Source organism: Nonomuraea roseola, assembly GCF_039535395.1.
GTDB lineage: Bacteria > Actinomycetota > Actinomycetes > Streptosporangiales > Streptosporangiaceae > Nonomuraea > Nonomuraea roseola.
On the sequence record NZ_BAAAXC010000014.1, the window covers coordinates 852082 to 876592 of the forward strand.

18 protein-coding genes are annotated in these 24511 nt (G+C 70.3%); 11 read left to right on the forward strand and 7 right to left on the reverse strand.

The features are described 5' to 3' along the window. Positions 1-55 precede the first annotated feature (55 nt). From ABFX55_RS22430 to ABFX55_RS22445, 4 genes are read right to left on the reverse strand one after another with little or no spacing between them, the layout of a single operon-like run. Complete coding sequence (locus tag ABFX55_RS22430; RefSeq protein ID WP_346123931.1) at positions 56-1843, reverse strand: glycoside hydrolase family 13 protein; 1788 nt, start codon at positions 1841-1843, stop codon at positions 56-58. Between the two features lie 9 nt (positions 1844-1852). Next, on the reverse strand, positions 1853-2692 hold the full coding sequence (locus ABFX55_RS22435; protein WP_346123933.1) for a sugar ABC transporter permease: 840 nt from the start codon (positions 2690-2692) through the stop codon (positions 1853-1855). Continuing rightward, positions 2689-4257 (reverse strand): ABC transporter permease subunit, encoded by a 1569-nt coding sequence (locus ABFX55_RS22440; RefSeq protein WP_346123935.1) that lies wholly within the window; start codon positions 4255-4257, stop codon positions 2689-2691. The genes ABFX55_RS22435 and ABFX55_RS22440 overlap by 4 nt, the downstream gene beginning before the upstream one ends. Before the next feature lie 3 nt (positions 4258-4260). Further along, a complete protein-coding gene (locus tag ABFX55_RS22445) occupies positions 4261-5544 on the reverse strand; it encodes a sugar ABC transporter substrate-binding protein (RefSeq protein ID WP_346123936.1) in 1284 nt (427 codons plus the stop codon). 278 nt (positions 5545-5822) lie between these two features. Between ABFX55_RS22445 and ABFX55_RS22450 the strand changes: the two genes are divergently transcribed. Together ABFX55_RS22450 and ABFX55_RS22455 are read left to right on the forward strand one after the other, a co-directional pair. Continuing rightward, the gene (locus ABFX55_RS22450; RefSeq protein WP_346123938.1) at positions 5823-7313 is read left to right on the forward strand and encodes a glycoside hydrolase family 13 protein; all 1491 of its coding nucleotides are present in this window, start codon (positions 5823-5825) and stop codon (positions 7311-7313) included. A gap of 57 nt (positions 7314-7370) precedes the next feature. Next, positions 7371-8708, forward strand: coding sequence for a sensor histidine kinase (locus tag ABFX55_RS22455; RefSeq protein WP_346123940.1), 1338 nt, complete (start codon positions 7371-7373; stop codon positions 8706-8708). A 4-nt stretch (positions 8709-8712) separates the two neighbouring features. Here the strand turns inward: ABFX55_RS22455 and ABFX55_RS22460 are convergent, their stop codons facing one another. Next, entirely contained in the window at positions 8713-10461 is a 1749-nt protein-coding gene (locus tag ABFX55_RS22460) for a cation:dicarboxylate symporter family transporter (protein WP_346123941.1), read from the reverse strand. On the opposite strand from ABFX55_RS22460, the gene ABFX55_RS22465 reads away from it, so the two are divergent. The 6 genes from ABFX55_RS22465 to ABFX55_RS22490 all read left to right on the forward strand — a co-directional run bounded on the left by ABFX55_RS22465 (position 10436) and on the right by ABFX55_RS22490 (position 19013). After that, the gene (locus tag ABFX55_RS22465) at positions 10436-10705 is read left to right on the forward strand and encodes a sensor histidine kinase (protein WP_346123943.1); all 270 of its coding nucleotides are present in this window, start codon (positions 10436-10438) and stop codon (positions 10703-10705) included. The two genes, ABFX55_RS22460 and ABFX55_RS22465, sit on opposite strands and share 26 nt — an antisense overlap. Beyond that, positions 10702-11361 (forward strand): response regulator, encoded by a 660-nt coding sequence (locus ABFX55_RS22470; protein ID WP_346123945.1) that lies wholly within the window; start codon positions 10702-10704, stop codon positions 11359-11361. The genes ABFX55_RS22465 and ABFX55_RS22470 overlap by 4 nt, the downstream gene beginning before the upstream one ends. Positions 11362-11443: 82 nt before the next feature. After that, a complete protein-coding gene (locus ABFX55_RS22475) occupies positions 11444-13492 on the forward strand; it encodes an N-acetylneuraminate synthase family protein (RefSeq protein ID WP_346123946.1) in 2049 nt (682 codons plus the stop codon). After that, on the forward strand, positions 13489-14451 hold the full coding sequence (locus tag ABFX55_RS22480) for a glycosyltransferase family 2 protein (protein WP_346123948.1): 963 nt from the start codon (positions 13489-13491) through the stop codon (positions 14449-14451). The genes ABFX55_RS22475 and ABFX55_RS22480 overlap by 4 nt, the downstream gene beginning before the upstream one ends. Then, positions 14448-15725, forward strand: coding sequence for an alpha-2,8-polysialyltransferase family protein (locus tag ABFX55_RS22485; RefSeq protein ID WP_346123950.1), 1278 nt, complete (start codon positions 14448-14450; stop codon positions 15723-15725). Before ABFX55_RS22480 ends, ABFX55_RS22485 begins: the two co-directional genes overlap by 4 nt. 81 nt (positions 15726-15806) lie before the next feature. Beyond that, entirely contained in the window at positions 15807-19013 is a 3207-nt protein-coding gene (locus ABFX55_RS22490) for a S8 family serine peptidase (protein WP_346123952.1), read from the forward strand. A 162-nt stretch (positions 19014-19175) separates the two neighbouring features. Here ABFX55_RS22490 and ABFX55_RS22495 read toward each other — a convergent pair whose 3' ends face one another. Together ABFX55_RS22495 and ABFX55_RS22500 are read right to left on the reverse strand one after the other, a co-directional pair. Beyond that, on the reverse strand, positions 19176-20099 hold the full coding sequence (locus ABFX55_RS22495; protein WP_346123954.1) for an RNA polymerase sigma-70 factor: 924 nt from the start codon (positions 20097-20099) through the stop codon (positions 19176-19178). A gap of 647 nt (positions 20100-20746) precedes the next feature. Further along, positions 20747-20941: a hypothetical protein gene (locus ABFX55_RS22500; RefSeq protein ID WP_346123955.1), complete on the reverse strand. Its 195-nt coding sequence runs from the start codon at positions 20939-20941 to the stop codon at positions 20747-20749. Positions 20942-21131: 190 nt separating this feature from the next. On the opposite strand from ABFX55_RS22500, the gene ABFX55_RS22505 reads away from it, so the two are divergent. The 3 genes from ABFX55_RS22505 (at position 21132) to ABFX55_RS22515 (ending at position 24208) form a co-directional block, all read left to right on the forward strand. Further along, positions 21132-21887: an SDR family oxidoreductase gene (locus ABFX55_RS22505; RefSeq protein WP_346123957.1), complete on the forward strand. Its 756-nt coding sequence runs from the start codon at positions 21132-21134 to the stop codon at positions 21885-21887. Positions 21888-21925: 38 nt separating this feature from the next. Continuing rightward, the gene (locus ABFX55_RS22510; RefSeq protein WP_346123959.1) at positions 21926-22348 is read left to right on the forward strand and encodes a cupin domain-containing protein; all 423 of its coding nucleotides are present in this window, start codon (positions 21926-21928) and stop codon (positions 22346-22348) included. A 1248-nt stretch (positions 22349-23596) separates the two neighbouring features. Continuing rightward, on the forward strand, positions 23597-24208 hold the full coding sequence (locus ABFX55_RS22515) for a hypothetical protein (protein ID WP_346123960.1): 612 nt from the start codon (positions 23597-23599) through the stop codon (positions 24206-24208). Positions 24209-24511: the final 303 nt, after the last annotated feature.

Below are 24511 nucleotides of genomic sequence, written 5' to 3' on the forward strand. Positions count from 1 at the left end.
GGGCACCACTCATCTAGTTGAAAGGCGAATCGTCAGGGGCAATACCGTAGCGTGATCACGCCTCCACCGACAGACGCCAGATGCGCAGAGAAGGACCGTCGCCAGGCAGCACGAGCGGCGACAGGTCGCCCGCGTTGTAGACGCCCCGAGCGCCGCCCGCCATCGGCAGTTCGAGCGGCTCGCCCTGCGCCCTGCGGGCGCACACCAGCAGCGACTCCTCGGCCGTCTCCCGCAGGAACACCAGGCAGTCGGCGGAGGCGTGCAGCCAGCGAAGACCGCCCCTGCGCAGCGCGGGCTCGGCCCTGCGCAGGCCGAGCAGCGCCCGGTAGGCGGCGTGGGTCGGCTCGTCGCGGTCCTGCGGCCTGTTCCACGGCATGGGAGTGCGGGAGTACTCACCGTTGGCGCCGGTCAGACCGAACTCACTGCCCGCGAACACCATCGGTGTGCCCGGCAGCGTGGCCTGCAGTCCGACCGCCACCTCGTGCAGCTCGCGCGAGCCCGTGACGGTGCGGATGCGGGGCGAGTCGTGGGAGTCGAGCAGCTGCCAGGAGTGGACCAGCGAGCGCCACGACATGTGCGCGGCGAACTCCCTGAAGGTCGCCACGGCCGCCTCGCCGTCGCGGCGCGGCACCCCGCCAGGCACGCCGAGGAAGTGCGTCAGCTCCAGGTCGTCGCCGCGCAGCCACGTCCAGACGGGGCGGGTGAAGCCGCCGTAGTTCATGGTGCCGTGCCAGCCGTTCCTGTCGAGGTCGGCGGAGGCGTCGTGGTTGTGCTCGGCGATGAAGGCCGCGCCCTCGGGGCGCAGCATGGCGGCCACCTCGTGGTTGCGGTCGTCGGCGCCGAGCCTGCCCGTCATGTTGGCCACGTCGACGCGCCAGCCGTCGAGCACGCCGAGCCATCTGCGCAGGACGGCGGGCATGCGCGTGCGGACCAGCTCGCTGGCCCAGTTGAGCTTGGGCAGCGTCTTGACGCCCCACCAGGACTCGTAGTCGCCGGTGTCGGGGTCGAAGTAGAACATCTCGCGCTCGGGGGCGTTGACGTCCGAGATGGCCGCGGTGAACCACTCGTGCGAGTCCCCTGTGTGGTTGGTCGTGATGTCGCCGAGCAGCCTCATGCCGCGCGCGTGCAGCGCGTCGGACAGCCGGATGAGCGCCTCGTCGCCGCCGAGCAGCGGGTCGACGTGGTCGAAGCTCGCCGCGTCGTAGCGGTGGTTGGAGCGCGAGGGGAAGAACGGCGTGAGGTAGACGGTGTCGGCGCCGAGCGCCTGGATGTGGTCGAGCCGCTCGGTGATGCCGTCGAGGTCGCCGCCGTAGAGCTGCTCGGGCGTGCCGGGGCCCTCCCCGATGACGGGGTCGCCGTCCCACGAGGCGGGCAGCGCCCACGAGGGCAGGTCCTTGTGGGGACGGGCGTCGGCGAACCTGTCGGGGAAGATCTGGTAGACGATCGCGTCGGCCATCCACTCCGGCGGCGCCTCGTGGGAGACGAGCCTGAAGTCGGTGGAGTCGGTCACGTCGTGACCGGTGAGGCCCGAGGCGTTCAGCCACCGCTGGCCCTGGCCGGAGATCAGCAGGAAGCGGTACGGCACGACGGGGTTGACCGCCGTGATCGTCGCCTTCCACCAGGTGTCTGCCGCGCCGTACCCGCCGAGGCCCTTCCTCGAGGGGTCGGGGGCGGCCGCCGTGTAGCGCGGCTCGCCGTCGTAGACGGTTCGCACGTGCACCGCGTCCATGGCCAGACCCTGCGGCACGCGCAGCCACACGCTCACCTCCTCGCCGAGGGAGGGGGCGAGCGTGGAGACGTACAGGGACGAGCCGTCGTGATGCGGCTGGTCGAGGTAGTGCAAGAAAGGTCCTTACCCCTTGACCGCGCCCGCGGTCAGACCGGAAACGATGAACTTCTGCAACCAGAGGAACACACTCACGGTCGGGATCGCGGTAATGAGCGTGGCGGCGGCGAACATGCCGAAGTTGGCGTTGCGCCCGTCGCCGGCGATCATGCCGTACATGCCGACCGCGAGCGTCTTGCTCTCGGCGTCGCGCAGGAAGATGTTGGCCATCAGGAACTCGCTCATCGTGCCGATGAAGGCCAGCAGCGCGGTGACCGCCAGGATGGGCGTGACCAGCGGCATGATGATCTTCCAGAAGACCTGCGCGTGGGTGGCTCCGTCGACCGTGGCCGACTCGTCGAGCTCCTTGGGGATGGTGTCGAGGAAGCCCTTCATCAGCCAGGTGTTCACCCCGAGCGCGCCGCCCAGGTAGAGCAGCAGGATGCCCCAGGTGGTGTTGAAGCCGAACGCGGGGTACAGCTCGCTGACCCTGGTGAAGATCATGAAGATCGTCACGATGGCCAGGAACTGCGGGAACATCTGGATCAGCAGCAGCGCGAGCAGGCCGACGCGGCGGCCCGCGAAGCGCATGCGGCTGAAGGCGTAGGCGGCGAACATCGACAGCAGCAGGCTCGCCGAGGAGGAGGCCAGCGCGATGAACACCGAGTTGAACACCCAGCGGCCGAAGGGATAGGTGTCGGAGGAGAACAGCTTCGCGACGTTGTCGAAGCTCGCCCCGTTGGGCACCAGGTCGGAGGAGGCGAGCGTGCCGAGCGGGTTGATGGCCGCCGAGACCACGAACAGGATGGGGAACAGCGCGAAGGCGCACACCAGCAGCACGAAGGCGTGCCTGAGAGCCAGCTTCATGCGTACACGTCCTCCTGCTTGCGGGTGCGCCTGAAGGTGATCGCCGAGATCGTCGCGACGATCGCGAAGATGAAGACCGACATCGTCGCGGCCAGCCCGAACTGCGCCGAGCCGGTGCCGAACGCCAGCCTGACGGTGTAGCTGATCAGCAGGTCGGTGCCGCCCACGGTCGGGCTCTCCGCGGGGAAGGGTCCTCCGTCGGTGGTCAGCGCGATCGCGTTGTAGTTGTTGAAGTTGAAGGCGAAGGAGGAGATCAGCAGCGGGGTCAGCGCCACCAGCAGCAGCGGCAGCGTCACCTTGCGGAAGGCGTACCACGGCGGCGCCCCGTCGATGGAGGCCGCCTCGGTCAGCTCGCGCGGGATCGCCTGCAGCGCTCCGGTGGTGACGAGGAACATGTAGGGGAAGCCCAGCCACGTGTTGACCAGGATGACGGCGAACTTGGCCGACAGCATCCCGCCCATCCAGTCGACGTCGAGCCCGAACATCTGGTTGATCAGGCCGAAGTCGCGGTTGAACATGTCGCGCCAGACCAGCAGCATCGCGAAGGCCGGCATCGCGTACGGCAGGATCAGCGCGATCCTGTAGAACCTCGTGCCGCGCATCTTCGGGTGGTGCAGCGCCAGTGCCACGCCCATGCCGAGGGCGAAGGTGGTCAGCACCGACAGCACCGCGAAGACCATGTTCCAGGTGAACATGCCGAGGAAGTGGGCCGAGAGGGTCGGGTCGGTCAGCACGCGGGTGAAGTTGGCGAAGCCGACGTTGACCTGCCAGCCCTGCGCCAGGTGCTCGCCCTTGGCGTTGACGAAGTAGCCCTGCGACTCGTCGGCCTGCCAGCTGTCGCCGTCGCCCTTGACGCAGTCGCAGCCCACGTCGTAGGTCAGCGCCGCCCTGCCCTCGACCGCCCTGCTCAGGCCGTTGGCCTTGATCAGGCCACCCCGGGTCGGGACGGCCAGCTCGGCGATCTGATCGGCGCGGGCCGCGGCCTGCGGCGCCTTGAGCACCGTGTAGCCGGGCGCCTCCAGCACCTTGCCCGTCACACCCAGCCTGGCTCCCTGGACGGCTGCCAGCCCGTCGGGCGAGCCCTCCTGCACCTGCTTGGTCTTCGGGTCGACCAGCAGGAAGACCAGGGTGTCGCCCTTGAGCGCGGCGCTCAGGCCGTACTCGGGCGAGCCCGGGGCCTGCCGTACCGACCCCGTCTCGATCGCCGAGATCGCGGCCGCCTTGTCGCCCCTGTGGCCGTCGCCGAAGTTGGTGAAGGCGGTGCTCACCGTGTAGATCACGGGGAAGACCTGGAAGGCGAGCAGGAAGACCGTGCCGGGCACGAGGTACTTGGCGGGCACGAAGCGGCGGGTCAGGTAGAGGTAGCCGATGCCCGCGCCGGCCAGCAGGAGCAGGGTCAGCGAGATCCACGACTCGGCCGCGACCAGCGGCGGCACGGCGTAGAGCAGGATGGCGGCGGCCACGGCCAGCACGGCGATCCTGCTCACCACGAAGGCGGTGGTCAGCTCGCGACGGGGCCGCGGAGGGGTCGTGACCTCCGCGGCCTCACGCACGTCCAGGGACATGGGCTAGTTCTTCAGCGAGCCGTCGATGGTCTTCTGCGCCGACTCGGCGGCCTTGACCGGGTCGCTGCCCTTGACGACGGCGGCCTCGGCGATGCCGAACGGCTCCCAGATGGCCGACATCTGGGGGATGGCGGGCATCGGGATGCCGCCCGAGCCGGCCTCGATGAACTTGCCGGCGTCGGGGTCGGCCGCCTTGACCGCGTCGAGCGCGGCGGTCAGGGCCGGAGGACGCGGGTCGGCGTCGTAGAGGGCCTTGGCGACGTCGGGGTTGGTCACGTAGTTGGTGACGAACTCCTGGGCGAGAGTCTTGCTGGCGCCCTTGGAGGCGACGAAGAAGGCCTGGACTCCCACGAACGGGGTGGCGGGCTTGCCGTCCTTGAAGGCGGGCACGGCGGTGACGTCGTAGGCGACGCCGCTCTTCTTGACGTCGGCCATCGCCCACGGGCCGGAGACCAGGAAGGCGCACTTGCCGCCGGCGAAGGTGGGGATGCTGTTCTCGTTGGTGAGCGAGGTCTTCAGGGCCGCCTCGCCCTTCTCTCCGAGCTCGGCGAGCTTCTCGAAGGCGGCCTGCGACTCCTTGGAGCCGACCAGCACCTGCTTGGGGTCGGGGTCCCCGGCGGAGGTGGTGCCGAAGATGGCGCCGCCCGCGGAGGAGAAGAGCGGGTAGACGTGGTAGGCGTCGCCCTTGGCGGTGACGGGGAGGCAGAGCACCTCCTTGACCTTGCCGGCCTTCTTCAGCTCCTTGCCCTTGGCGATCACGTCGTCGAAGGTGGCGGGGGCGTCGGGGGCGAGCTCGGTGTTGCGGATCAGCGCGACGTTCTCCATCGCGTACGGCGCGCCGTACACCTGGCCGTTGAAGGTGACGGCCTTGAGCGCGATCGGGGAGAAGGCGGCCTTCTGCTCCTCGGTCAGGTTGACCGGGTCGATGGCGCCGTTCTGCACCAGGTTGCCGATCCAGTCGTGGGCGCCGACCGTGATGTCGGGGCCGCTGCCCTGCTGGGAGGCGGTGAGGAAGGTCTGCTGGTTGTCCTTGCTGATCTCCTTCACCTCCACCGTGACACCGTTCTCGGTGCCGAACTGCTCGGCGAAGGGCTTGAGGGCCTTCGTGCGGTTGGGGTCGGCCCAGATCACGAGCTTGCCGCTGCCCTTGTCGGCGGTGGCCGAGGCGCCGGCCGAGGGCGCGGAGCTGCTCGGCGCGGCCGACGACGTCGGCGCAGAACCACCGCAAGCGGTGGCGCCGAACGCCACGGTGGCCGCTGCGGCCACGCCCAGTGCTCGGATGCGCATGGGACCCTCCTGAGGTCAAGCGGCGCGAGTGCGGCGCGCCACTGAAAGATCCAGAAATAGCCGCCTTTGCGGCTTATGTTTCGGGGACGTTAGCGACTCTTTGCAAGAATTGGAAGAACTTGCGTAAGAGAGTTACCTCACCGCTACCTGGCACGGGACCGCATGGAGGGGGCTTGGAGGGACCTTAACCCTCTTGCAAGTTTCCGTAACTTGCGCTTGACCATCTTCGCGCGGGACCCTCTCCGTGGACATCGTGGACATCGGGGAAGGACTGACCAATGCGCGGCAACGACGACTGGTGGCGCGACGCTGTCGTGTACCAGGTGTACCCCCGGAGCTTCGCCGACGGCAACGGCGACGGAACCGGCGATCTCATCGGGGTTCGCGAGCGCCTGGGCTACCTGTCGGAGCTGGGCGTCGACGCCATCTGGCTGAGCCCCTTCTACACCTCTCCGCTCAACGACGGCGGCTACGACGTGGCCGACTACCGCGACGTCGACCCGCGCTTCGGCACCCTGGCCGACTTCGACGCGATGATCGCCGACGCGCACGCGCGCGGCATCAGGGTGATCGTGGACATCGTGCCCAACCACACCTCCTCCGAGCACCCCTGGTTCAAGGAGGGCCTGCGCGACCGCTACATCTTCCGCGACCAGCCGAACGACTGGGAGTCGATCTTCGGAGGGCCGGCCTGGACACAGGTCGAGGACGGCCAGTGGTACCTGCACCTGTTCGACCCCACCCAGCCCGACCTCAACTGGGACCACCCCGCGGTCCGCGAGGAGTTCCGCGACATCCTGCGCTTCTGGCTCGACAGGGGTGTCGACGGGTTCAGGATCGACGTGGCGCACGGCATGATCAAGGCGGAGGGCCTGCCCGACGTCGGCGACGACCTGCACGTGGAGATGCTCGGCCACGACAGCGTGCCGTACTTCGACCAGGACGGCGTGCACGAGATCTACCGCGAGTGGCGGCCCATCCTCGACTCCTACCAGGACGGCCGCATGGCGGTGGCCGAGGCGTGGGTCTCCTCCCCCGCCCGCCTGGCCCGCTACGTCGGCCCCGACGAACTGCACCAGGCCTTCAACTTCGAGTTCATGATGGCCGCCTACGGCGCCAAGTCCTTCCGCGACGTCATCGACAAGTCCCTGGCCGAGGCCGAGCTGGTCGGCGCGCCGACGACGTGGGTGCTGTCCAACCACGACAAGCCGCGCCACGTCACCCGTCACGGCGGGCTGGCCCGCGCCCGCGCGGCCACCCAGCTCATGCTGTCGCTGCCGGGCTCGGCCTACCTCTACAACGGCGAGGAGCTCGGCCTGCCCGAGGTGCTCGACCTGCCCGACGAGCTGAGGCAGGACCCCGCGTTCCTGCGTTCGGGCGAGAGCCGCGACGGCTGCAGGGTGCCGCTGCCCTGGACCTCCTCGGACGGCTTCGGCTGGCGCTCCCCCTGGCTGCCGATCCCCTCCACGTGGGGCCCGCTGAGCAGGGAGGCGCAGGAGGGCGACCCGGGCTCCACCCTTGCCTTCTACCGGGCCGCGCTGAAGCTGCGCAAGGAGCATCCGGCGCTCGGCGGCGGCGAGCTGACCTGGCTCGACTCGCCCAAGGACGTGCTGGCCTTCAGGCGCGAGCCCGGCCTGGTCGTGCTGGTCAACTTCGGCGAGACCCCCGTCGCCGGCCCCGGCGAGGTGCTGCTGTCCAGCGGCCCGCTCGGGGCCGACGGCTCGGTTCCTCCCGACACCGCGGTCTGGGCGAGCGCTGGGGAAGGATGACCTAATTTTTCCCTGATCGCGGGCTTTCGCGAAGTGGGTCGTGAGTAATCTCGGGGCGTGTCACGGATATGGGCGAGATCCCTCCGCGGACGGGTGACGCTCATCGCGACTGCCGTCGCGGCCATCGTGCTGGTCCCCACGGGGATCGGCGGCGCGGCGGTCACCAGGACCGTGGTGACCGCCAGCGTGTGGAAGGACACCAGGGACGCCGCCGCCGCGGTCACCCCCGATCTGCGCGAAGGCCATTTCGTGTCGGGCCGGATCCCGGTGACCGTCGACGAGGTGGACCTCATCCAGGTCGTCAGCCCCGACCGCAGGGTGATCGCCTCCAGCAGCGCCGCCGCGCTGCAACCGCCGCTCACCGACATCTGGCCCACGCCCGACGACCGGGCCGTCAGCACCACCAGCTGTGACAACGGTGACTGCGTCCACCTCACGGCGATCAGGGTGTCCAGGGCTGCGGACTCGCCCGTGGTCTACGCGGCCAGGCCGACGCCGGGCGTGCTCGGCACCCGCGTCCTGGAGCTCGCCATCGCCGCCCAGGTGGCGCTGGTGATCGCCCTGGTGGCCTGGGTGACCTGGCTGGTCACGGGCCGCACGCTGAGCCCGGTGGCCGAGATGCGCAGCGAGCTCGACACGGTCAACGCCACCGACCTGAGCAGGCGGGTGACCGTCCCCAAGGGCGAGGACGAGGTGGCGCAGCTAGCCAGGTCCGTCAACGGCACCCTCGCCCGGCTGGAGCGCTCGGCCGAGCAGCAGCGGCAGTTCGCCTCCGACGCCTCCCACGAGCTGCGCACCCCCATCGCGGGACTCAGGGCGCAGTTGGAGAGCGCCCAGCTCTATCCGGAGGACACCGACCTCGAGAAGCTGCTGGACGGCGCGCTGAACGACACCGACCGGCTGGAGGCCATCGTCAGCGACCTGCTGCTGCTCGCGCGGATCGGCTCGCGGGTGGACGTGGTCAAGGAGCGGGTGGATCTGGCGCAGCTGGTGCGTGAATGTCTTCCTGGCCGCCGGGACAGGATCCCCGTACGGTGCGACCTGGCCGAGGGCGCCTTCGTCGAGGGCGTCGTCGTGCAGTTGCGGCGGGTGATCGACAACCTGTTCGACAACGCCCAGCGGCACGCCGACGGCTCGGTCACGGTGTCGGTCCGCACCGAGGACGGCTCGGCCGTGCTCACCGTGCAGGACGACGGGACGGGCATCGCCCCCGAGGACAGAGACCGCGTCTTCGAGCGCTTCACCAGGCTCGACGCCGCCCGCAGCAGGGACGCGGGGGGCACAGGGCTCGGCCTGGCGATCGCCAGGGAGGTGGCGGTCGCGCACCGTGGGGCCGTCTGCGTGGCAGACAGCCCCCGCGGCGCGCGCTTCGTCATGCGACTGCCGCTCGCCTGAGCGCTCAGACGCCCGACATTTCCACGTCCTTGACGGGCGGCTGCTGTTCCTCGTCGAGGAGCGTGGCCTCGTCGAAGGGCAGCCTGCCCGCCAGCACCTCGCCGGCCCGTGCCCTGTCGAACTCGCCCGTCCAGGTGGCCACCAGCACGGTGGCCACCGCGTTGCCCGCGAAGTTGGTCAGCGCGCGGGCCTCGGACATGAACCTGTCGATGCCGACGATGAGGCCGACGCCGTCCACCAGGTCGGGCCTGTGCGACTGCAGGCCGCCCGCGAGCGTGGCGAGGCCCGCCCCCGTCACGCCCGCCGCGCCCTTCGACGCGATGATCATGAAGAGGAGCAGCGAGACCTGCTCGCCGACCGCCAGCGGCGCCCCCGTGGCCGAGGCGACGAAGAGCGTGGCCATGGTCAGGTAGATCGCGGTGCCGTCGAGGTTGAAGGAGTATCCGGTCGGCACCGTGATGCCCACGACCGGCTTGGAGACGCCGAGGTGCTCCATCTTGGCGATGAGCCTGGGCAGCGCGGACTCCGACGAGGACGTGGAAAGGATCAGCAGGAACTCCCTGCCGAGGTAGCGCAGCAGCGACCAGAGCCCGACCCTGGCCACCAGCCACAGCAGCGGGCCGAGCACCAGGCCGACGAAGAGCGCGCAGGTGGCGTAGAAGCCGACCATGATGACCGCCAGCGACTCCAGCGCCTTGATGCCGGTCGACCCCACGACCGCGGCGATGGCCCCGAACGCGCCGACGGGCGCCGCCCACATGATCATGGCGAGGATGCGGAAGACCAGCCGCTGGATGTGCTCGACACCCCTCAGGATCGGCGCGCCCCTGCTTCCCATCGCCTGCAGCGCGAAGCCCGCCAGGAGAGCGACGAGCAGCGTCTGCAGGACCTGGCCCTCGGTGAAGGCAGACACCAGCGTGGTGGGGATGATGCCGAGCAGGAAGTCGACGGTGGAGGACTCCCCGCCCTTGGCCGCCTCGGCCTCCGCCGCCTGCCTGGCCGCGTCGGTCAGCTGCAGGCCCGCGCCAGGGTCGAGCAGGTTGCCGACGACCAGGCCGATGCCATCCTGCACGCGGTCAGGGAGGGGCTGCTCCTGGTCGCCAGGGACGGCACGCTGACGCTGTGCAACGACGGCGCGCGCACCCTGCTCGGCCTGCCGTCCGACGCCGAGGGCCGCGATGTCCGCGACCTGGGCATCGCCGACCTGGTTCTGCCCCTCCCCCTCGAGACCCCCGAGCCGTCTCCACCCGCCCTTTCCGGGGGAACCGAACCGACGTCGCCGGTCGCGCCCTGCGGGGAAGGCGAGCCCACGTCCGTGCGGGAGCGGGTCCACCTCGTCGGCGACCGCGTCCTGGTCGTCGACGTCGCGCCCAGCCGCCTCGGCTCCGTCGTCACCCTGCGCGACCGCACCGAGCTGCAGGCCCTCACCGGCCAGCTCGACGCGGAGCGCGGGTTCGCCGACTCCCTCAGGGCTGCCGCGCACGAGGCGGCCAACCGGCTGCACACCGTGATCACCCTGGTCGAGCTCGGCAGGACCGAGCAGGCCGTCGCCTTCGGCACCGCCGAGCTCAGGGCCGCGCAGGAGCTGACCGACAGGGTGATGGGCGCGCGAGCCCGTCCTGGCCGCCCTGCTGCTCGGCAAGTCGGCCGAGGCCGCCGAGCGAGGCACCGAGCTGGTCATCGCCCCCGACAGCGAGCTCGACGATCTGAACCTCGACTCTCGAAGGGTGGTGACGATCGTGGGCAACCTCATCGACAACGCGATCGAGGCGGCGAGCAGGGTGGAGGTGCATCTGAGGGCCGATGCGGACGCCTTCGTGATCAGGGTGTCCGACGACGGGCCCGGCCTGTCCGACCCCGCGGCCTTCGGCAAGGGCTGGACCTCCAAGGGCGACGGCAGAGGGCTCGGCCTGGCCCTGGTCGGCCAGGCGGTACGGCAGCTCGGCGGCACGATCGAGGTGGCGGGCTCGGCCTTCACGGTGAGGCTGCCGCTGTGATCAGGGTGCTGGTCGTCGAGGACGAGGAGGTCACCGCCGAGGCCAACCGCCTGTTCGTGGAGCGGGTCGAGGGCTTCACGGTGGCGGGCGTGGCCAGATCGGGCGGGGATGCGCTGCGCTTCCTCCGCACGAGCGAGGTCGATTTGATCCTGCTCGACCTCTACCTGCCCGACATGCACGGGCTCGAGGTGTGCAGGGCCGTCAGGGCGGCCGGGCTGGCCTGCGACGTGATCGCGGTGACCTCGGCCCGCGATCTGGCCGTGGTACGCGACGCGGTGTCGCTGGGCGTGGCGCAGTACCTGCTCAAGCCGTTCACGTTCGCGACGCTGAGGGAGAAGCTGCTCCGCTACGCGGCCTTCAGGGCCAGCGAGGGCGAGGTGACGGGGCAGGGTGACGTCGACAGGGCGCTGGCCACGCTCAGGGGTCACTCCTCGCTGCCGAAGGGGATGACGCAGGACACCCTCGACGCGGTCTGCGCAGAGCTGCGCAGGTCGCCGATGAGCGCGCAGGCCGTGGGCGCGGCGATCGGGGTGTCGCGGGTGACCGCGCGGCGCTACCTGGAGCACCTGGTGGACACGGGAAGCGCGGACCGGGTGCCGCAGTACGGCGGCGTGGGCCGTCCCGAGCTGCTCTACCGGATCCGCACGCAACGTTAACAGGGAGTTCAGCTCCGATCCCCGGCCCGGTCGGATGGTGTGGCTAGCTTCCATGGCACCTCAAGCAATTCAAGGAGCCACGTTGCGAGTCCTCGCCGTCATTCCCGCCCGCGGAGGTTCGGCGGGCATTCCCCTGAAGAACCTCGCCCAGGTGGGCGGCGTTCCGCTGGTCGCGCGCGCCGTGAAGGCGGCCCAGCGCGCCGAGCTGATCGACCAGGTCGTGGTCAGCACCGACCACGCGGGGATCGCGCAGGCCGCCCGCGAGGCGGGCGCCACGGTCGTCGAGCGGCCGGCCGAGCTGTCGGGCGCCTCCGCCTCCAGCGAGAGCGCGCTGCTGCACGCCCTCGACACCCTCGCGGTCGAGCCCGAGGTCGTCGTGCTCGTGCAGTGCACCAGCGCCTTCATCGACCCCGCCGACCTGTCGGAGGCGGTGCGCAAGGTGCTCGAGGGCGAGGCCGACGCGGTGCTGTCCGGCGTGTCCAACCACGCGTTCCTCTGGACGCCCGAGGGCGAGGGGGTCAACCACGACCGCTCCAGCCGGCAGATGCGGCAGGATCGCGCGCCCGAGTTCCGCGAGACGGGCGCCTTCTACGTCATGAGGACGCGGGGCCTGCGCGAGCACGGTCACCGCTTCTTCGGCGACGTCACCGTCCAGCAGGTGCCCACGCGTCACGCGATCGAGATCGACGACCCCGAGGACCTGGAGATCGTGAGGGCGCTCGCGCCGCTGGTCGACCTGCCCGAGCCGATCGACGTCGACGCGGTCATCACCGACTTCGACGGCGTGCACACCGACGACCGCGCCTACGTCGACTCGGACGGCCGCGAGATGGTGCTGGTCAGCCGCTCCGACGGCATGGGCGTCTCGCTGCTTCGCCGCTCGGGGGTGAAGCTGCTGGTGATGTCCACCGAGCACAACCCCGTCGTGGCCGCCCGCGCCCGCAAGCTGGGCGTTCCCGTGCTGCAGGGCCTCGCCGAGAAGCGGACCGTGCTGCGCGACTGGCTGACCATCGAGGGTCTCGACCCCGCCCGCGTGGCGTACGTGGGCAACGACGTCAACGACCTGGGCCCGATGTCGCTGGTCGGCTGGCCGGTCGCGGTGCCCGACGCGCACCCCCGCGTGCGGGCGGCGGCGCGGGTCGTGCTCACCAGGCAGGGCGGCGACGGCGCCGTCAGGGAGCTGTGCGAGAGGGTGCTGGCGGCCAGGCCCGAGCTTCCCGAGCCCACCGCCCCCAAGGCCGCGCTCAGGCTCGGCGTTCCCAAGCCCGTCGCGATCGGCGACGTGCTGGTGGGCGACGGCCAGCCCGTCTACGTGATCGGCGAGATCGGCATCAACCACAACGGCGACCTGGACCTGGCGCGCCGGCTCATCGACGTGGCGGCCGACGCCGGATGCCAGGCGGTGAAGTTCCAGAAGCGCACGCCGGAGATCTGCGTGCCCGTTGAGCAGCGCTCGCAGATCAGGCAGACGCCGTGGGGCGAGATGACCTACCTGGAGTACAAGGAGCGCACCGAGTTCGGCCGCGACGAGTACACCCAGATCGCCAAGTACTGCGACGAGCGGGGCCTGCACTGGTTCGCCTCCCCGTGGGACGTGCCGTCGGTGGAGTTCCTCGAGGAGATGGACGTCCTCGTCCACAAGATCGCCTCGGCCAGCGTCGCCGACCACGAGCTGCTGCGCGCCCTGGCCTCGACCGGCAAGCCGCTCATCCTGTCGACCGGCATGTCCACGCTGAGCGAGATCGACCAGGCCGTCGAGATCCTCGGCACCGACAAGCTGATCATGATGCACGCCACCTCCACCTACCCGCTGCCGCCGGAGGAGGCCAACCTGCGCACCATCACCACGCTCAAGGAGCGGTACGGCGTGCCTGTCGGCTACTCGGGCCACGAGCGCGGGCTGCAGATCTCGCTGGCCGCTGTCACGCTCGGCGCGGTCACCGTCGAGCGGCACATCACGCTCGACCGCACGATGTGGGGCTCCGACCACGCCGCCTCCCTGGAGCCCGCGGGTCTGGAGCATCTGGTGCGCGACATCAGGATCATCGAGCAGGCCATGGGCGACGGCGTCAAGCGTGTCTTCCCCGGTGAGGAGGCGCCGAAGGCCAGGCTCCGCAGGGTCACGGTGTGATCACACTCTCGGTCGTCGTCCCCGTCCGCGACGGCGAGCGCTTCATCTCCGACGCGCTCGCCTCGCTGGCCCGCAACGCCAGGCGCGACTTCGAGTTCATCGTGGTGGACGACGGCTCGGTGGACGACACCGCCGCGATCGTCGCCGAGTCGGAGGTGCCAGGGCTCTCGCTGGCGCGCAATCCCACGCCCGTGGGCCTGGCCGACGCGCGCAACACCGGGCTGAAGCTGGCCTCCGGCACCTATGTCACGTTCATGGACGGGGACGACTGGCTCGCCCCCGGCTACCTTTCCGGGCTCGTCGCCGCGATCGACGGGCTCGGCTGCGACTTCGTCCGTACCGACCACGTGCAGGTCGAGGGACGTAAGCGGGTGGTGCACCGGGCCCCTGAGGCGCGCAGGGGCCTGGTGCTCAACCCGCGGGAGACGATCCTGCCCGCCGATGTCAGGACGATGGTCGACTACCCCTACGCGTGGGCGGGGATCTACCGCCGCACGCTGGGCGACCTGCTGCGCTTCCCCGGCTCGCTGCACACGGCCGAGGACAGGCCGTGGATCTGGCGGCTGCACAGGAAGGCCGCCTCCTTCGCGGTGGTGTCGATGGCCGGCCTGTTCTACCGGCGGGGCGTGCAGGGGTCGCTCACACAGATCGGCGACGAACGGCAGCTGCACTTCTTCGACGCCTTCGACCTCATCTTCGAGGATCTGGAGCCGGAGTTCATGCCCAAGGCGGTGCGCAACTTCTGCGCGCTGTTCGCCCACCATCTGGAGCTCGCCGAGCGGTTCACCCCCGAACTCCGGCGGCGGTTCGAGGCACGGGGCGCGGCGATGGTGCGGGCGCTGCCCGCCGACCTGGTCGCCGCGGCCGTGCCGCGCATGTCGGTCGAGCGCGAGCAGGCGCTGCGCGCCCTGCTCCCTGAGATTCCCGCCGGCGCGCGGGTGCGGAGGGAGGAAGCGTGACGCGGGTCTTCTACGCCTCGACGCTCTTCGGGGCGATGTCCCTTGCGGCGGCGATCGACGCGGGGCACTTCGGCGAGGGCGGGCGCAGGGTGCTGGTCGTCTCCACCAACACCTCTGTCCCCGAGGTGTCCACGCCGCTGGACCAGACGCCGGGCTTCGCCGCGCTGCGCTCCCGCTTCGACGAGGTGCGCTCGTGGAACGAGCTGATCGCGCCGCTGCATCCCTCGGACTGGCGAGCGCGCGTCATCGAGGTGCCGATGATCAGCAGGCTGGTCTCCGAGGCTCTGCGCCTGGACCGGGTCGAGGAGCTGGTCGTCGAGTCCATCGCGGTGCCGCCCGCGCGGACCATCGCGGGGCTCGTGCGCGACTGCCCGATCACCGTCTACTCCGACGGGCTGATGAGCTACGGGCCCACCCGCGACCCGCTGCCCGCCGAGATCTTCCGCCGCGTCACGCGCCTGCTCCACCTCGACCTGGTGCCGGGGCTGACGCCCCTGCTGCTGTCCGAGTACGGCGTGCGGCCCGAGCTCATCGACTCCGACGCCTTCCTCGAGGTGGTCAACCAGGTGGCGGCGACCGCGCCCGACATGCTGGCGGGCGAGGCGGTCATCCTCGGGCAGTATCTGTCGTCGCTCGACATCGTCACGCCCGAGCAGGAGCACGAGCTGCACGAGGCGATGCTGCGCGCCCTGGTCGCGAGAGGACACAGGAGCGTGGTGTTCAAGCCGCACCCGGCGGCAGGCAGCCGTCACACGCGGCTGCTGCGGGCCAGCGCGCAGGAGCTGGGCGTGCGGCTGGTCGTCGCGGGCGAGAGCGTGCCCGCCGAGGTGTGCTTCGCGGCGCTGCGCCCCGAGCTGGTCGTGGGGTGCTTCTCGACGGGACTGGTCACCGCCTCGCGCTACTTCGGGCTGCGGGTCGCCTCGTACGGCACGCCCCTGGTGCTGGAGCGGCTCACGCCGTACGAGAACAGCAACAGGATCCCCGCCACGATCATCGACGCGCTGCTGCCCAGACTGTCGCAGGCGGGCGAGCTGGAGACGCCGCCCGCTGTGGAGATCTCCGAACTGGCGGGCGCGGTGGGCTACTGCATGCAGAGCGAGGCCTACCCGGAGCTGCGCCCCGTCGCCGAGGCCTACCTGTCCGAGCACGGCACGGAGCGCTACTTCAAGAGGCAGCGCCTGGGCGCGCTCGGCCTGGCACCGGGCGGGCGGGCGGCCGGGGACTCCGGCGCCCTCGCGCGCCTGCGCCGCCGCCTGGCCCGCTCTCTCGGCTGACTTCTGTAACACGACGCGGCAGCCGCACATTCACCCTCCTGTGACTCCTTCTCAGCACAACAAGGACGGCGAGGGCGCTCCATGTACGTGAGAATCGCCCTCGTCCAGGCTTTCCTGGCGGCCACCATCGGCATCATCCCCGCGCCAGGCCCGGGAGCCGCCGCCGAGCGGCCAGGCGCGGGCGGAACCGACGGCGTGACTCTGCTCACCGGCGACAAGGTCGTGGTCACCGGCAAGATGTCTCGCGTGCGACCCGGCCCGGGCAGGCAGGTGGGGTTCACGAAGCAGGTCGTGGACGGTCACCTGTACGTGATTCCGTCCGACGCCCTGTCCCTGGTCAATCAGGGCGTCCTCGACCGGCGGCTGTTCGACGTCACCCAACTGCTGCAGTGGCGGTACGGCGACGCCGACACGGGTGACATCCCTCTGATCACGCAGTCGGCCACGGGCGGCCCCTCGCTCAGGGGCGCGCGGGATGCCCGGCGGCTCGCCGGGCTCGGCCTGACCACGCTCCGCGTGCCCAAGAGCGGCGCGTCGCAGACGTGGAAGGAGCTGGCGGGCGGCGCCCGCGCCTTGGCCCCGGGCAGGACGAGAATCTGGCTGGACGGGCGCCGGTCCTACGGCCTCGACCAGAGCGTCAAGCAGATCGGCGCCACCGAGGCGTGGAAGCAGGGGATGACAGGCGAGGGCGTCACTGTCGCCGTTCTCGACTCCGGCTACGACCCCGACCACCCCGACCTGAAGGGCGTGGTGACGCAGGAGCGCAACTTCAGCGAGGAACCCGGTATTCGCGATCTCCACGGCCACGGCACTCACGTCGCCTCGACCGTCGCGGGGAACGGCGAGAACTACCGGGGCGTGGCTCCCGGCGCGCGGCTGGCCATCGGCAAGGTGGGCGGCAGGTCCGGTCACATCACCGACTCCGCCCTCCTGGCCGGCATGGAGTGGGCCGCAGTCGAGGTCGGCGCGAAGATCGTCAACATGAGTCTGGGCGGCCCCGACCGCCCCGAGATCGACCCCGTGGAACAGGCGGTGAACACGCTGTCAGCGCGGACGGGCGCGCTGTTCGTCGTCGGCGCGGGCAACGACGGCGGCATGACGCCGGTGAGCAGTCCCGCCAGCGCCGACGCCGCTCTCGCGGTCGGCGCGGTCGACCGGCAGGACCGGATGGCCGACTTCTCCAGCACGGGGCCGCGAGAAGGCGACCACGGAGTCAAACCTGAGATCACCGCGCCCGGGGTCGACATCGTCGCCGCCGCGGCCGCCGGCACCGCCGACGGCTCCCACGTGGCGATGAGCGGCACCTCCATGGCCACGCCGCATGTGGCCGGGGCGGCGGCGATCCTGGCCCAGCGCCACCCCGACTGGACCGGGCAGCAACTCAAGGCCGCTCTCACCGGCAGTGCCCATCCCGTCCCCGGAGCCACGCCGTACCAGCAGGGCGGAGGGCGCGTGGACCTCGTCCGTGCTCTGAGGCAGCAGGTCGTGGCCCAGGCGGAGGGCGCCTGGGCCGCCTTCCCATGGGACGACCCCAACGAACGGCGGAAGATCGGGACCATCTCGTACACCAACTCCGGCGACGCCCCTGTCAGCCTCGACCTGACCGCTGAGGGCGAGGTGCTCGAACTCGGTGCCCGGCGGCTCGAGGTGCCCGCAAGGGGGCAGGCCTCGGTCACTCTCTCGATCGACGCGAGCGGCAAGGCGCCTGGCGACTACGTCGGGACGATCACCGCCACCTCGGGCGAGACCTCGATCCGCACCCTGGCCGGCGCGTACGTCGAGCCGGAGTCCTACGACGTCACCGTCAAGGCCGTCGACAGGAACGGTGACCCCGTCGACCCCTCCGCCCAGTTCTACGACCCCCGCACCGCCGCCATCCGGCAGGCGGTCTTCCAGGAAGGCACGGCCACGGTCCGGCTCGCCAAGGGGGACTGGAACCTCTTCGCGCAGATCCACGGGCGGACGGCCACGGTCATCGCCCACACCGCGCTGACGGTGGACCGCGCCGGCCAGCAGGTCACGGTGGACGGCCGCCAAGCCGGACAAGCGCTGGTCACCCTGGATGATCCGGCCGCAGCGCCGTTGCACCAGGCCGAGGTCGGGCTGGCGTTCGGACCGTGGTCGGTGTCGATGAGCGTATGGTCGGCCATGGACCTGCCGTCGAGATTCTTCCTCGTCCCCGTACGGCAGCCCGGGCTGCGCGCCTCCATCAGGACCTTCTGGGCGAGCAAGGACATCGCCCCGAGCCCGTACCTGTACGACCTCGTCGCCCGTTACGTCGACGGGTTCCCCGACGATCCGTCGTACGCGGCGAAGCGTAAGGACCTGGCGAAGGTGGCGGCCGCGTATCGGGCTTCAGGGGTGGCGGCCAGGGGCACGCCGCTGTTCGGGCCCCGGCTCGGCGACGACCCGGGGCCGTTGATGATGACGGGGCCGCAAGAGGAGATCGACCTGCCCGGCTCCCGCACGTACTACCGGACAGCGGGGCTGGTCTGGGACAGCGCCCTCCAGGTCGGCGACTCCCTGGTGGCCGACGGCGGCAGGGCCGTGGAGCGCGGGCACATCCAGGAGGTGTGGAACGCCGCGGTGAGCGGACCGTCACTCGCCCGGCCAGGCGGCAGCCGTACCGGTGACAGGCTCACCTTCCCGGCCGGCGCGCTCTTCGCCGACGGCGGGGCGGGCAGGGCGGGGACGGACGGCACGGCCACCGGCACGGCCACCCTCACCACGGGTGGGAAGGTGCTGGCCACGTCCGACCTCGCGGGCTGCTCGCTCGACCTGCCACAGGCATGCGAGCTGCGGACGGACCTGCCGGGAGAGGAGTCCGCCTACACGCTCAGCACGTCGATGCGCCGGCAGGTGCCGTATTCGACGCTGTCGACGGCGGTGGATGCCACCTGGACGTTCCGGTCGTCGCACACGCCGCGGGAGCAGCCGTTGCCGCTGATGGTCGTACGCTACGCCCCAGTCGGGCTCGACGACCTCAACCAGGCGAAGGCGGGCTCACGGACCCTGCTGCCAATGTGGCTGGAACGGAATCCCGGGATCCGGTCGCAGGCGGTGCGGGTCCAACTGGAGAGGTCGTCGGACGACGGGGCGAGCTGGCGCCGGGTTCCGGTGGTCCGCACCGCCTCCGGCTGGAGCGCCGTGGTGCCGAATCCGCCTGCGGCGGGGTTCGTCTCGCTGCGGGTGAAGGCGAGCGACGCCTCCGGCACCGCACTTGTCCAGACCGTGACCCGCGCGTACGCCGTTCACGCGCATCTCGAGGGCGTGCGGGGCGCCAAATGAGCGCCCTGATGTAGCGGCGGACCCGTCGCTTGGCGCGGCAGCCCGCCCTCGGCCATCCTGGGCGGGACCTGCCGCGCAGGCGAGCCCTGCGGCGGGCGGCGTGGTGGGCCGCCTGCCTCGGCGGAGTGGGCGAACACCACGGACGACGCGGGCGGTGCGGGATCATGAGCCCTGCGCGGGTCGTGGCGCGTCAGGCTTGATGGACACCGCGGTGAGCTTGGCCGGGTTCATCATCCACAGCACCTGGTCGATGCCCTGCTCCGAGGCGTTGACCGTGAGGACGGCGAACGCCTGCCCGTCGCGGCTGAGCAGGGCGGAGGTCTGCCCGTTGGTGCTCGCCCAGCCCACGTCGACTCCGGCCCAGAAGTGGCCCGCGAACGCCTTGACGTACTTCGCGACCCGCGACGCGCCCGCCACGGGGAAACGGGAGGCGCGCACGGCGCCGCCACCGTCGGAGTAGCTGGTCACGTCTGCGGCGAAGAGCTCCTCCAGCGCGGTCAGGTCGCCGGAGCGGGCCGCGGTGACGAAGGCGGTCAGCAGCCTGCGTTGTTCGGCTCCTGTCACGGGCGTGCGGCGCTCGACGAGTACGCGCTTGCGGGCCCTGCTGACCAGCTGGCGGACCGCCGCCTCGTTGAGCTGGACGATGTCGGCGATCTGCCGGTAGGGGTAGTCGAACGCCTCCCGCAGCACGTACGCCGCTCGTTCGGTGGGCGAGAGCCGTTCCAGGAGCAGCAGCACCGCGAACTCCAGGGCCTCGCCTCGCTCGGCGCCGAGGTAGGGGTCCGCGCCTGTGTCGACCGGTTCGGGCAGCCACGGACCGAGATAGGTCTCGCGCCGGACACGCGCGGACTGGGCGGCGTTGATGGCCAGCCGCGTGGTCGTCGTCGCCAGGAACGCGGCCGGGCTGTCCACCGTGGCGCGGTCGTACGCCTGCCAGCGCAGCCAGACGTCCTGCACCAGGTCCTCGGCTTCGGCCGCGCTGCCCAGCATCCGGTACGCGATTCCGAACAGGCGCGGCCGCACCCCGGCGAACACCGCTGTGGCCTGCTCGAGGTCTTCCGGACCGCCCGATTCGGCATCCGTCACCGCCATCGCCATCGCCCCCCGCCTGGCCGCCCGCCGTCGGCGACCCCATCCTTCCAGTCCCCAACCTGGACCTGTCCCCTGCCGTCTACCCCTCGAGCAGCAAGGACAGCCCAGCGGGGGTGACAGTCCCGGGAGATTCCCCTGCGGTGCGGCCGGAGGGTCATGTGGCGGACGGCGTTGCGACGTCCCGCGATCCTCACCGCGCCGAAGGCGTCTCCGACCGCCCCCTGCCCGCCCGGCTGAAGGCGGGCCGTCCTTCTCCTCGTCCATCGGACGCCGCTCGCGGCCGCCACCTCCTCGCCGACCCGCAGACCGTGCGCATCGTCACCGAGGTATCGCAAGCCTCCGGCCGCTGAGACATTCCTCGAGGGCTCACCCAGACGGCGGCGCCGACGTTGACGTTGGATGAAGGACCACTCGCCGTCGACGCCGCGGTGGAGCGCCGCTTCACCCACCGTCAACGTTGCAGGGGAGCGCCGCTTCACTCACAGTCGACGCTGCGGTGGAACGCCGCTTCGCTTACCGTCGACCCCGCGATGGAGCGTCGCTTGGAGATGTCCTCGCCGGCAGCCGCTCCGGGATCGCCCACGTCGCACGGAGTTCGTCGGCTGCGTCGGGTCATCCTGGCCCGTTCGGGATGCGGCGGCTCAGTTCGCGTCGACGAGCAACTCGCCGCTGACCTCGACGTCGCGGATGCGGCTGCTGTCGAACAAGCCGCTAGGGATCGGCGCAAGGGTGAGTCGACTTCCTGCATGGGGCGACACGCCATCGAACGTGGCGGCCCTTAGGTTCACGCGCTCGAATCGTGCTCCGGTGAGGGCCTGCTCGCGGAAGCCGGTCATGGACTTCGCTACGACCAGTCTCGTCGCAGGTCAGTGGGTGTGTCCAGAGCGAGGATCCCGGTCGCCGACGATGGCTTCGTCCCCGGCCCGAGAAAGAATCTCGCGGCAGTTGTCACAAGCCTGGGGGCTGCCCTGTCTTAGCTGGCGACCGGTCGGCAACACGTGCCCCGGCGGACAGAGAGGGTTTGCCATGAAGATCGTGGTAGTCGGCGGAACCGGCCTGATCGGGTCGAAGCTCGTGAAGACACTGGGCGAGCACGGTCACGAGGCCGTGGCGGCGTCGCCGAACACCGGGGTCAACACCCTTACCGGCGAAGGGCTGGCCGAGGTGCTGACGGGCGCGCAGGTGGTGATCGACGTGTCGAACTCACCGTCCTTCGAGCCCGCCGCGGTGCTGGAGTTCTTCGAGACCTCCACCGGCAACCTGCTCTCCGCGGAGGCGGCGGCCGGGGTCGGTCACCACGTCGCGCTGTCGGTCGTGGGTACGGAGCGGATGCCTGAGAACGGCTACTTCCGGGCGAAGATCGCCCAGGAGCAGCTGATCGAGAAGTCAGGAAGGCCGTTCTCGCTCGTGCACGCGACCCAGTTCTTCGAGTTCGTCCGGGGCATCGCCGATGAGGCCACGGACGGCGACCAGGTACGCATCGCGCCCGTACGCTTCCAGCCCATCGCGGGCGACGATGTCGCCCAGGCGGTCGGCAGGGTCGCGGTGGGCTCACCACTGAACGGCAGGGTCGAGGTCGCCGGGCCCGAGCAGTTCCGCATGGACGAGTTCTTCCGTGACGCCCTGGCCGGCTGGAACGATCCGCGCGAGGTGGTCACCGACCCGCACGCGCTCTACTTCGGAAGCACGCCGGGCGAGCGGACGCTGGTTCCGGGTGACGGCGCCACCCTGGGCGAGATCCGCTACAGCGACTGGCCAGGCCGGAACGCGACCGGGAAGTAGCCCTGGCTGCTGCCCGTAGCTCACGAGAGGTGGTTCCCATGACTGACATCCGTCCCAAGCCGAGATCGACCGCGTGGCAGACGGCGCTGACCATGCTGCAGGAGGCCGAACCGCCGTTCATCCCTGCGGGTGCGCACGCCATGACCGTGGTCATCGAGTTTCCGCCCGGCGACCCCGGCACGCCGCCGCACCGGCACTCAGGGCCCGCGTTCGGCTTCGTCCTGGAGGGCGAGATGCTGCTGGAGGTGGAGGGCGAGCCGGAGCGGGTCGTACGCGCCGGGGAGGCGTTCTGGGAGCCGGGCGGCGACGTCATCCACTACCAGGACGGCAACAACCGCGACGACATCCCGCTCCGGTTCACCGTCACCATGCTGTGCGAGCCTGGCAAGCCGATGCTCACGCTGGTGGACGAGGAGGAGCTCGCCCAGCGCAAGGACCGCCGCGCCCCGCGCCCGTCCTGAGCGTGGACCGACTGATCACCGGCGTGCGACGCCCATGCCTGACGGCGTCGGCGTCGATCGCCGAGTTCGACGGTGTCGGCGGGCTGAACCCGCCGATGCGGTCGACGGTAGCGGCGGGCGGGGCCGCGGTTCGGTCGCCCCCCCACCCGCACCCTTCTGGCTGACACGTGCCGCCGGTCTGATCGCCACCACCCACACCCTTCTGGCTGACGCATGCCGCCGATCCGGTCGCCACCACCCACACCCTCCTGGATGACACGTCCCGCCCGTCCCGTCGCCACCACCCACACCCTCAGCCCGATGCGTCGGCCCGAGCCCGCCACCGACCTGACCCGGCACCACGCCAGATCAGCCAGGCGATCATCACCAGACACGACTGTGTCGACCGGCCGGTTCGCAGTGGCCTGCGAGCCGGGGGACACGGTGGCGCGGCAGGCGGTCCTGGCGGCAGACGCGATGGTCGTGAGCGATGGCGGCGCGCGAACCGCGCGCCGCCGTACACACCTGACCCACTGACGGACGCGGTCGCCTTGGCCGCCACGGCTTCGCTGACCGGCCAGCCCGGCACCGATGTGGCCGTGGCGTCCGTGAACGGCCGGGAGGGTCTGGTGCTGCTCCAGGCGGCCAGGCCGCGTGGCGGTGGTCGGCGTGAGCGTCACCGGGGCGGAGGTCACCGTGGTGTGGATCGTGCTGAACCCCGACACGTTGCGGCGCCGGCACCGTTCATGACCAGTGTTTCCTCATCCCAGTCCGCGCGTGCCGCTGAAAGGCACGCCGGTGAACGACCCAAGTTTGTCCACGGATCACGACTGCAGCGGCTCCGCCGTGACCGGCCCGCCATTCCGGTCCAACTTGGTACAAAGCGACCGCATCCGCTATGAAATCCGGCGAATACCCCTTCATCACCATGAATGGCCCTTTCTTCAGACCCCAGGATCCGGCGTCAAAGGGTGTCCCCATTCAAGGGAGAATCCCCCATATCGATAGATGACCCAATAGGGTCACTCATTTACCGGATCTTTCCCGGTACGGGAAATTCAACTCCGGCGTGGCGTTGTGGAGCGACTCGCGGCGACTGCAACCATTGTCCTGGTCCCAGCGCTCGCTCTGTGGGTAGGCACAGGCTGCATCACAGCTTGCGGACCAGTCGCGATCACGGTCGCATTCTGAAAGGAACGGTACATGTTCACGCCCACTCCTCGAACGAACTCCACAGCCATTCCAGTCCAGCCGAAGGCGCGTTACTCGATGACGAGAATGGTGATGCTCGCCACGGCCGGCTCCCTTTCTCTGGCACTGGTCACCCCCCTGTCCTCGGCGGCGAACGCGGCAAGCAGGGACGCAGGCGACGAGACGGTGACCAGCGCCAGCGCGACCGCCACGGACAAGAGGCGGTGCAAGCCGCGCCTCCTCTACAAGATCCACCGGCTCTCGCCGAGAAACTTCTTCGTTCCCCGCACCCGCTTCATCGACGGTCCCGGCGGCGAGATGACGGCGACGGTCGAGCGGGAGGCCGAAGTGCTCGCATACGTCGAAACCGGGAGCGAAAGGGAGAAGGCGGTCACCACCGGCGACCTGGTCCGTATTCTGCGAAGGGCGGGAGTTCCCCACCTCGAGCAGCGGCACATGGTCCTCACCGGACACTCGTACACGCGGGAGATCAGCAAGGGCATGTACGGCAACATGTGGTACCGCGTCTTCGGTTACCGCATCGGCTGGTCGTCATGGTCGGTGCTCGGTTCGTGCCGCCAGATCAGGGTCTCCAGCGGAATCGCCAACGTGCCCGCCAGGGTGGAAGGCTGGCATTACTGGGAGACCAAGCACCCGCAGTACAAGGGTCGCGTGCTGTCCCCCAGGTAATGAGACGAAGTGCGACGCTGGCCGGATGAACGAACAGGCACGACCTTCAAAATCATAAGGTTCTCCACGCCGAATGATTGGAGAAGACCGTGCCTGTACCTCTTGGCCGCAACGTAGCCCTTCTCCTTATCGCCCACGGCGTTCATGCCGGGTGATCTGACGGACGTTGACAATACTCCGGCATAGATCAGCCGGTGGCGATCGCCTGAACCTTCATGTGTTTTCCGAGCGGAGGAGTGGCAGTGGCGTGAGCCGATGCTGCCCTCCTATCCGCCTTTGAAGGCGATCGCTGATGGCGATCAA

Coding starts and splice junctions, on each gene's coding strand:
- ABFX55_RS22435 (WP_346123933.1), bottom strand. CDS start 2,692: ATGAAGCTGGCTCTCAGGCACGCCTTCGTGCTGCTGGTGTGCGCCTTC.
- ABFX55_RS22440 (WP_346123935.1), bottom strand. CDS start 4,257: ATGTCCCTGGACGTGCGTGAGGCCGCGGAGGTCACGACCCCTCCGCGG.
- ABFX55_RS22445 (WP_346123936.1), bottom strand. CDS start 5,544: ATGCGCATCCGAGCACTGGGCGTGGCCGCAGCGGCCACCGTGGCGTTC.
- ABFX55_RS22450 (WP_346123938.1), top strand. CDS start 5,823: ATGCGCGGCAACGACGACTGGTGGCGCGACGCTGTCGTGTACCAGGTG.
- ABFX55_RS22460 (WP_346123941.1), bottom strand. CDS start 10,461: ATGAGGTTGCCCACGATCGTCACCACCCTTCGAGAGTCGAGGTTCAGA.
- ABFX55_RS22490 (WP_346123952.1), top strand. CDS start 15,807: ATGTACGTGAGAATCGCCCTCGTCCAGGCTTTCCTGGCGGCCACCATC.
- ABFX55_RS22500 (WP_346123955.1), bottom strand. CDS start 20,941: ATGACCGGCTTCCGCGAGCAGGCCCTCACCGGAGCACGATTCGAGCGC.
- ABFX55_RS22505 (WP_346123957.1), top strand. CDS start 21,132: ATGAAGATCGTGGTAGTCGGCGGAACCGGCCTGATCGGGTCGAAGCTC.
- ABFX55_RS22510 (WP_346123959.1), top strand. CDS start 21,926: ATGACTGACATCCGTCCCAAGCCGAGATCGACCGCGTGGCAGACGGCG.
- ABFX55_RS22515 (WP_346123960.1), top strand. CDS start 23,597: ATGACGAGAATGGTGATGCTCGCCACGGCCGGCTCCCTTTCTCTGGCA.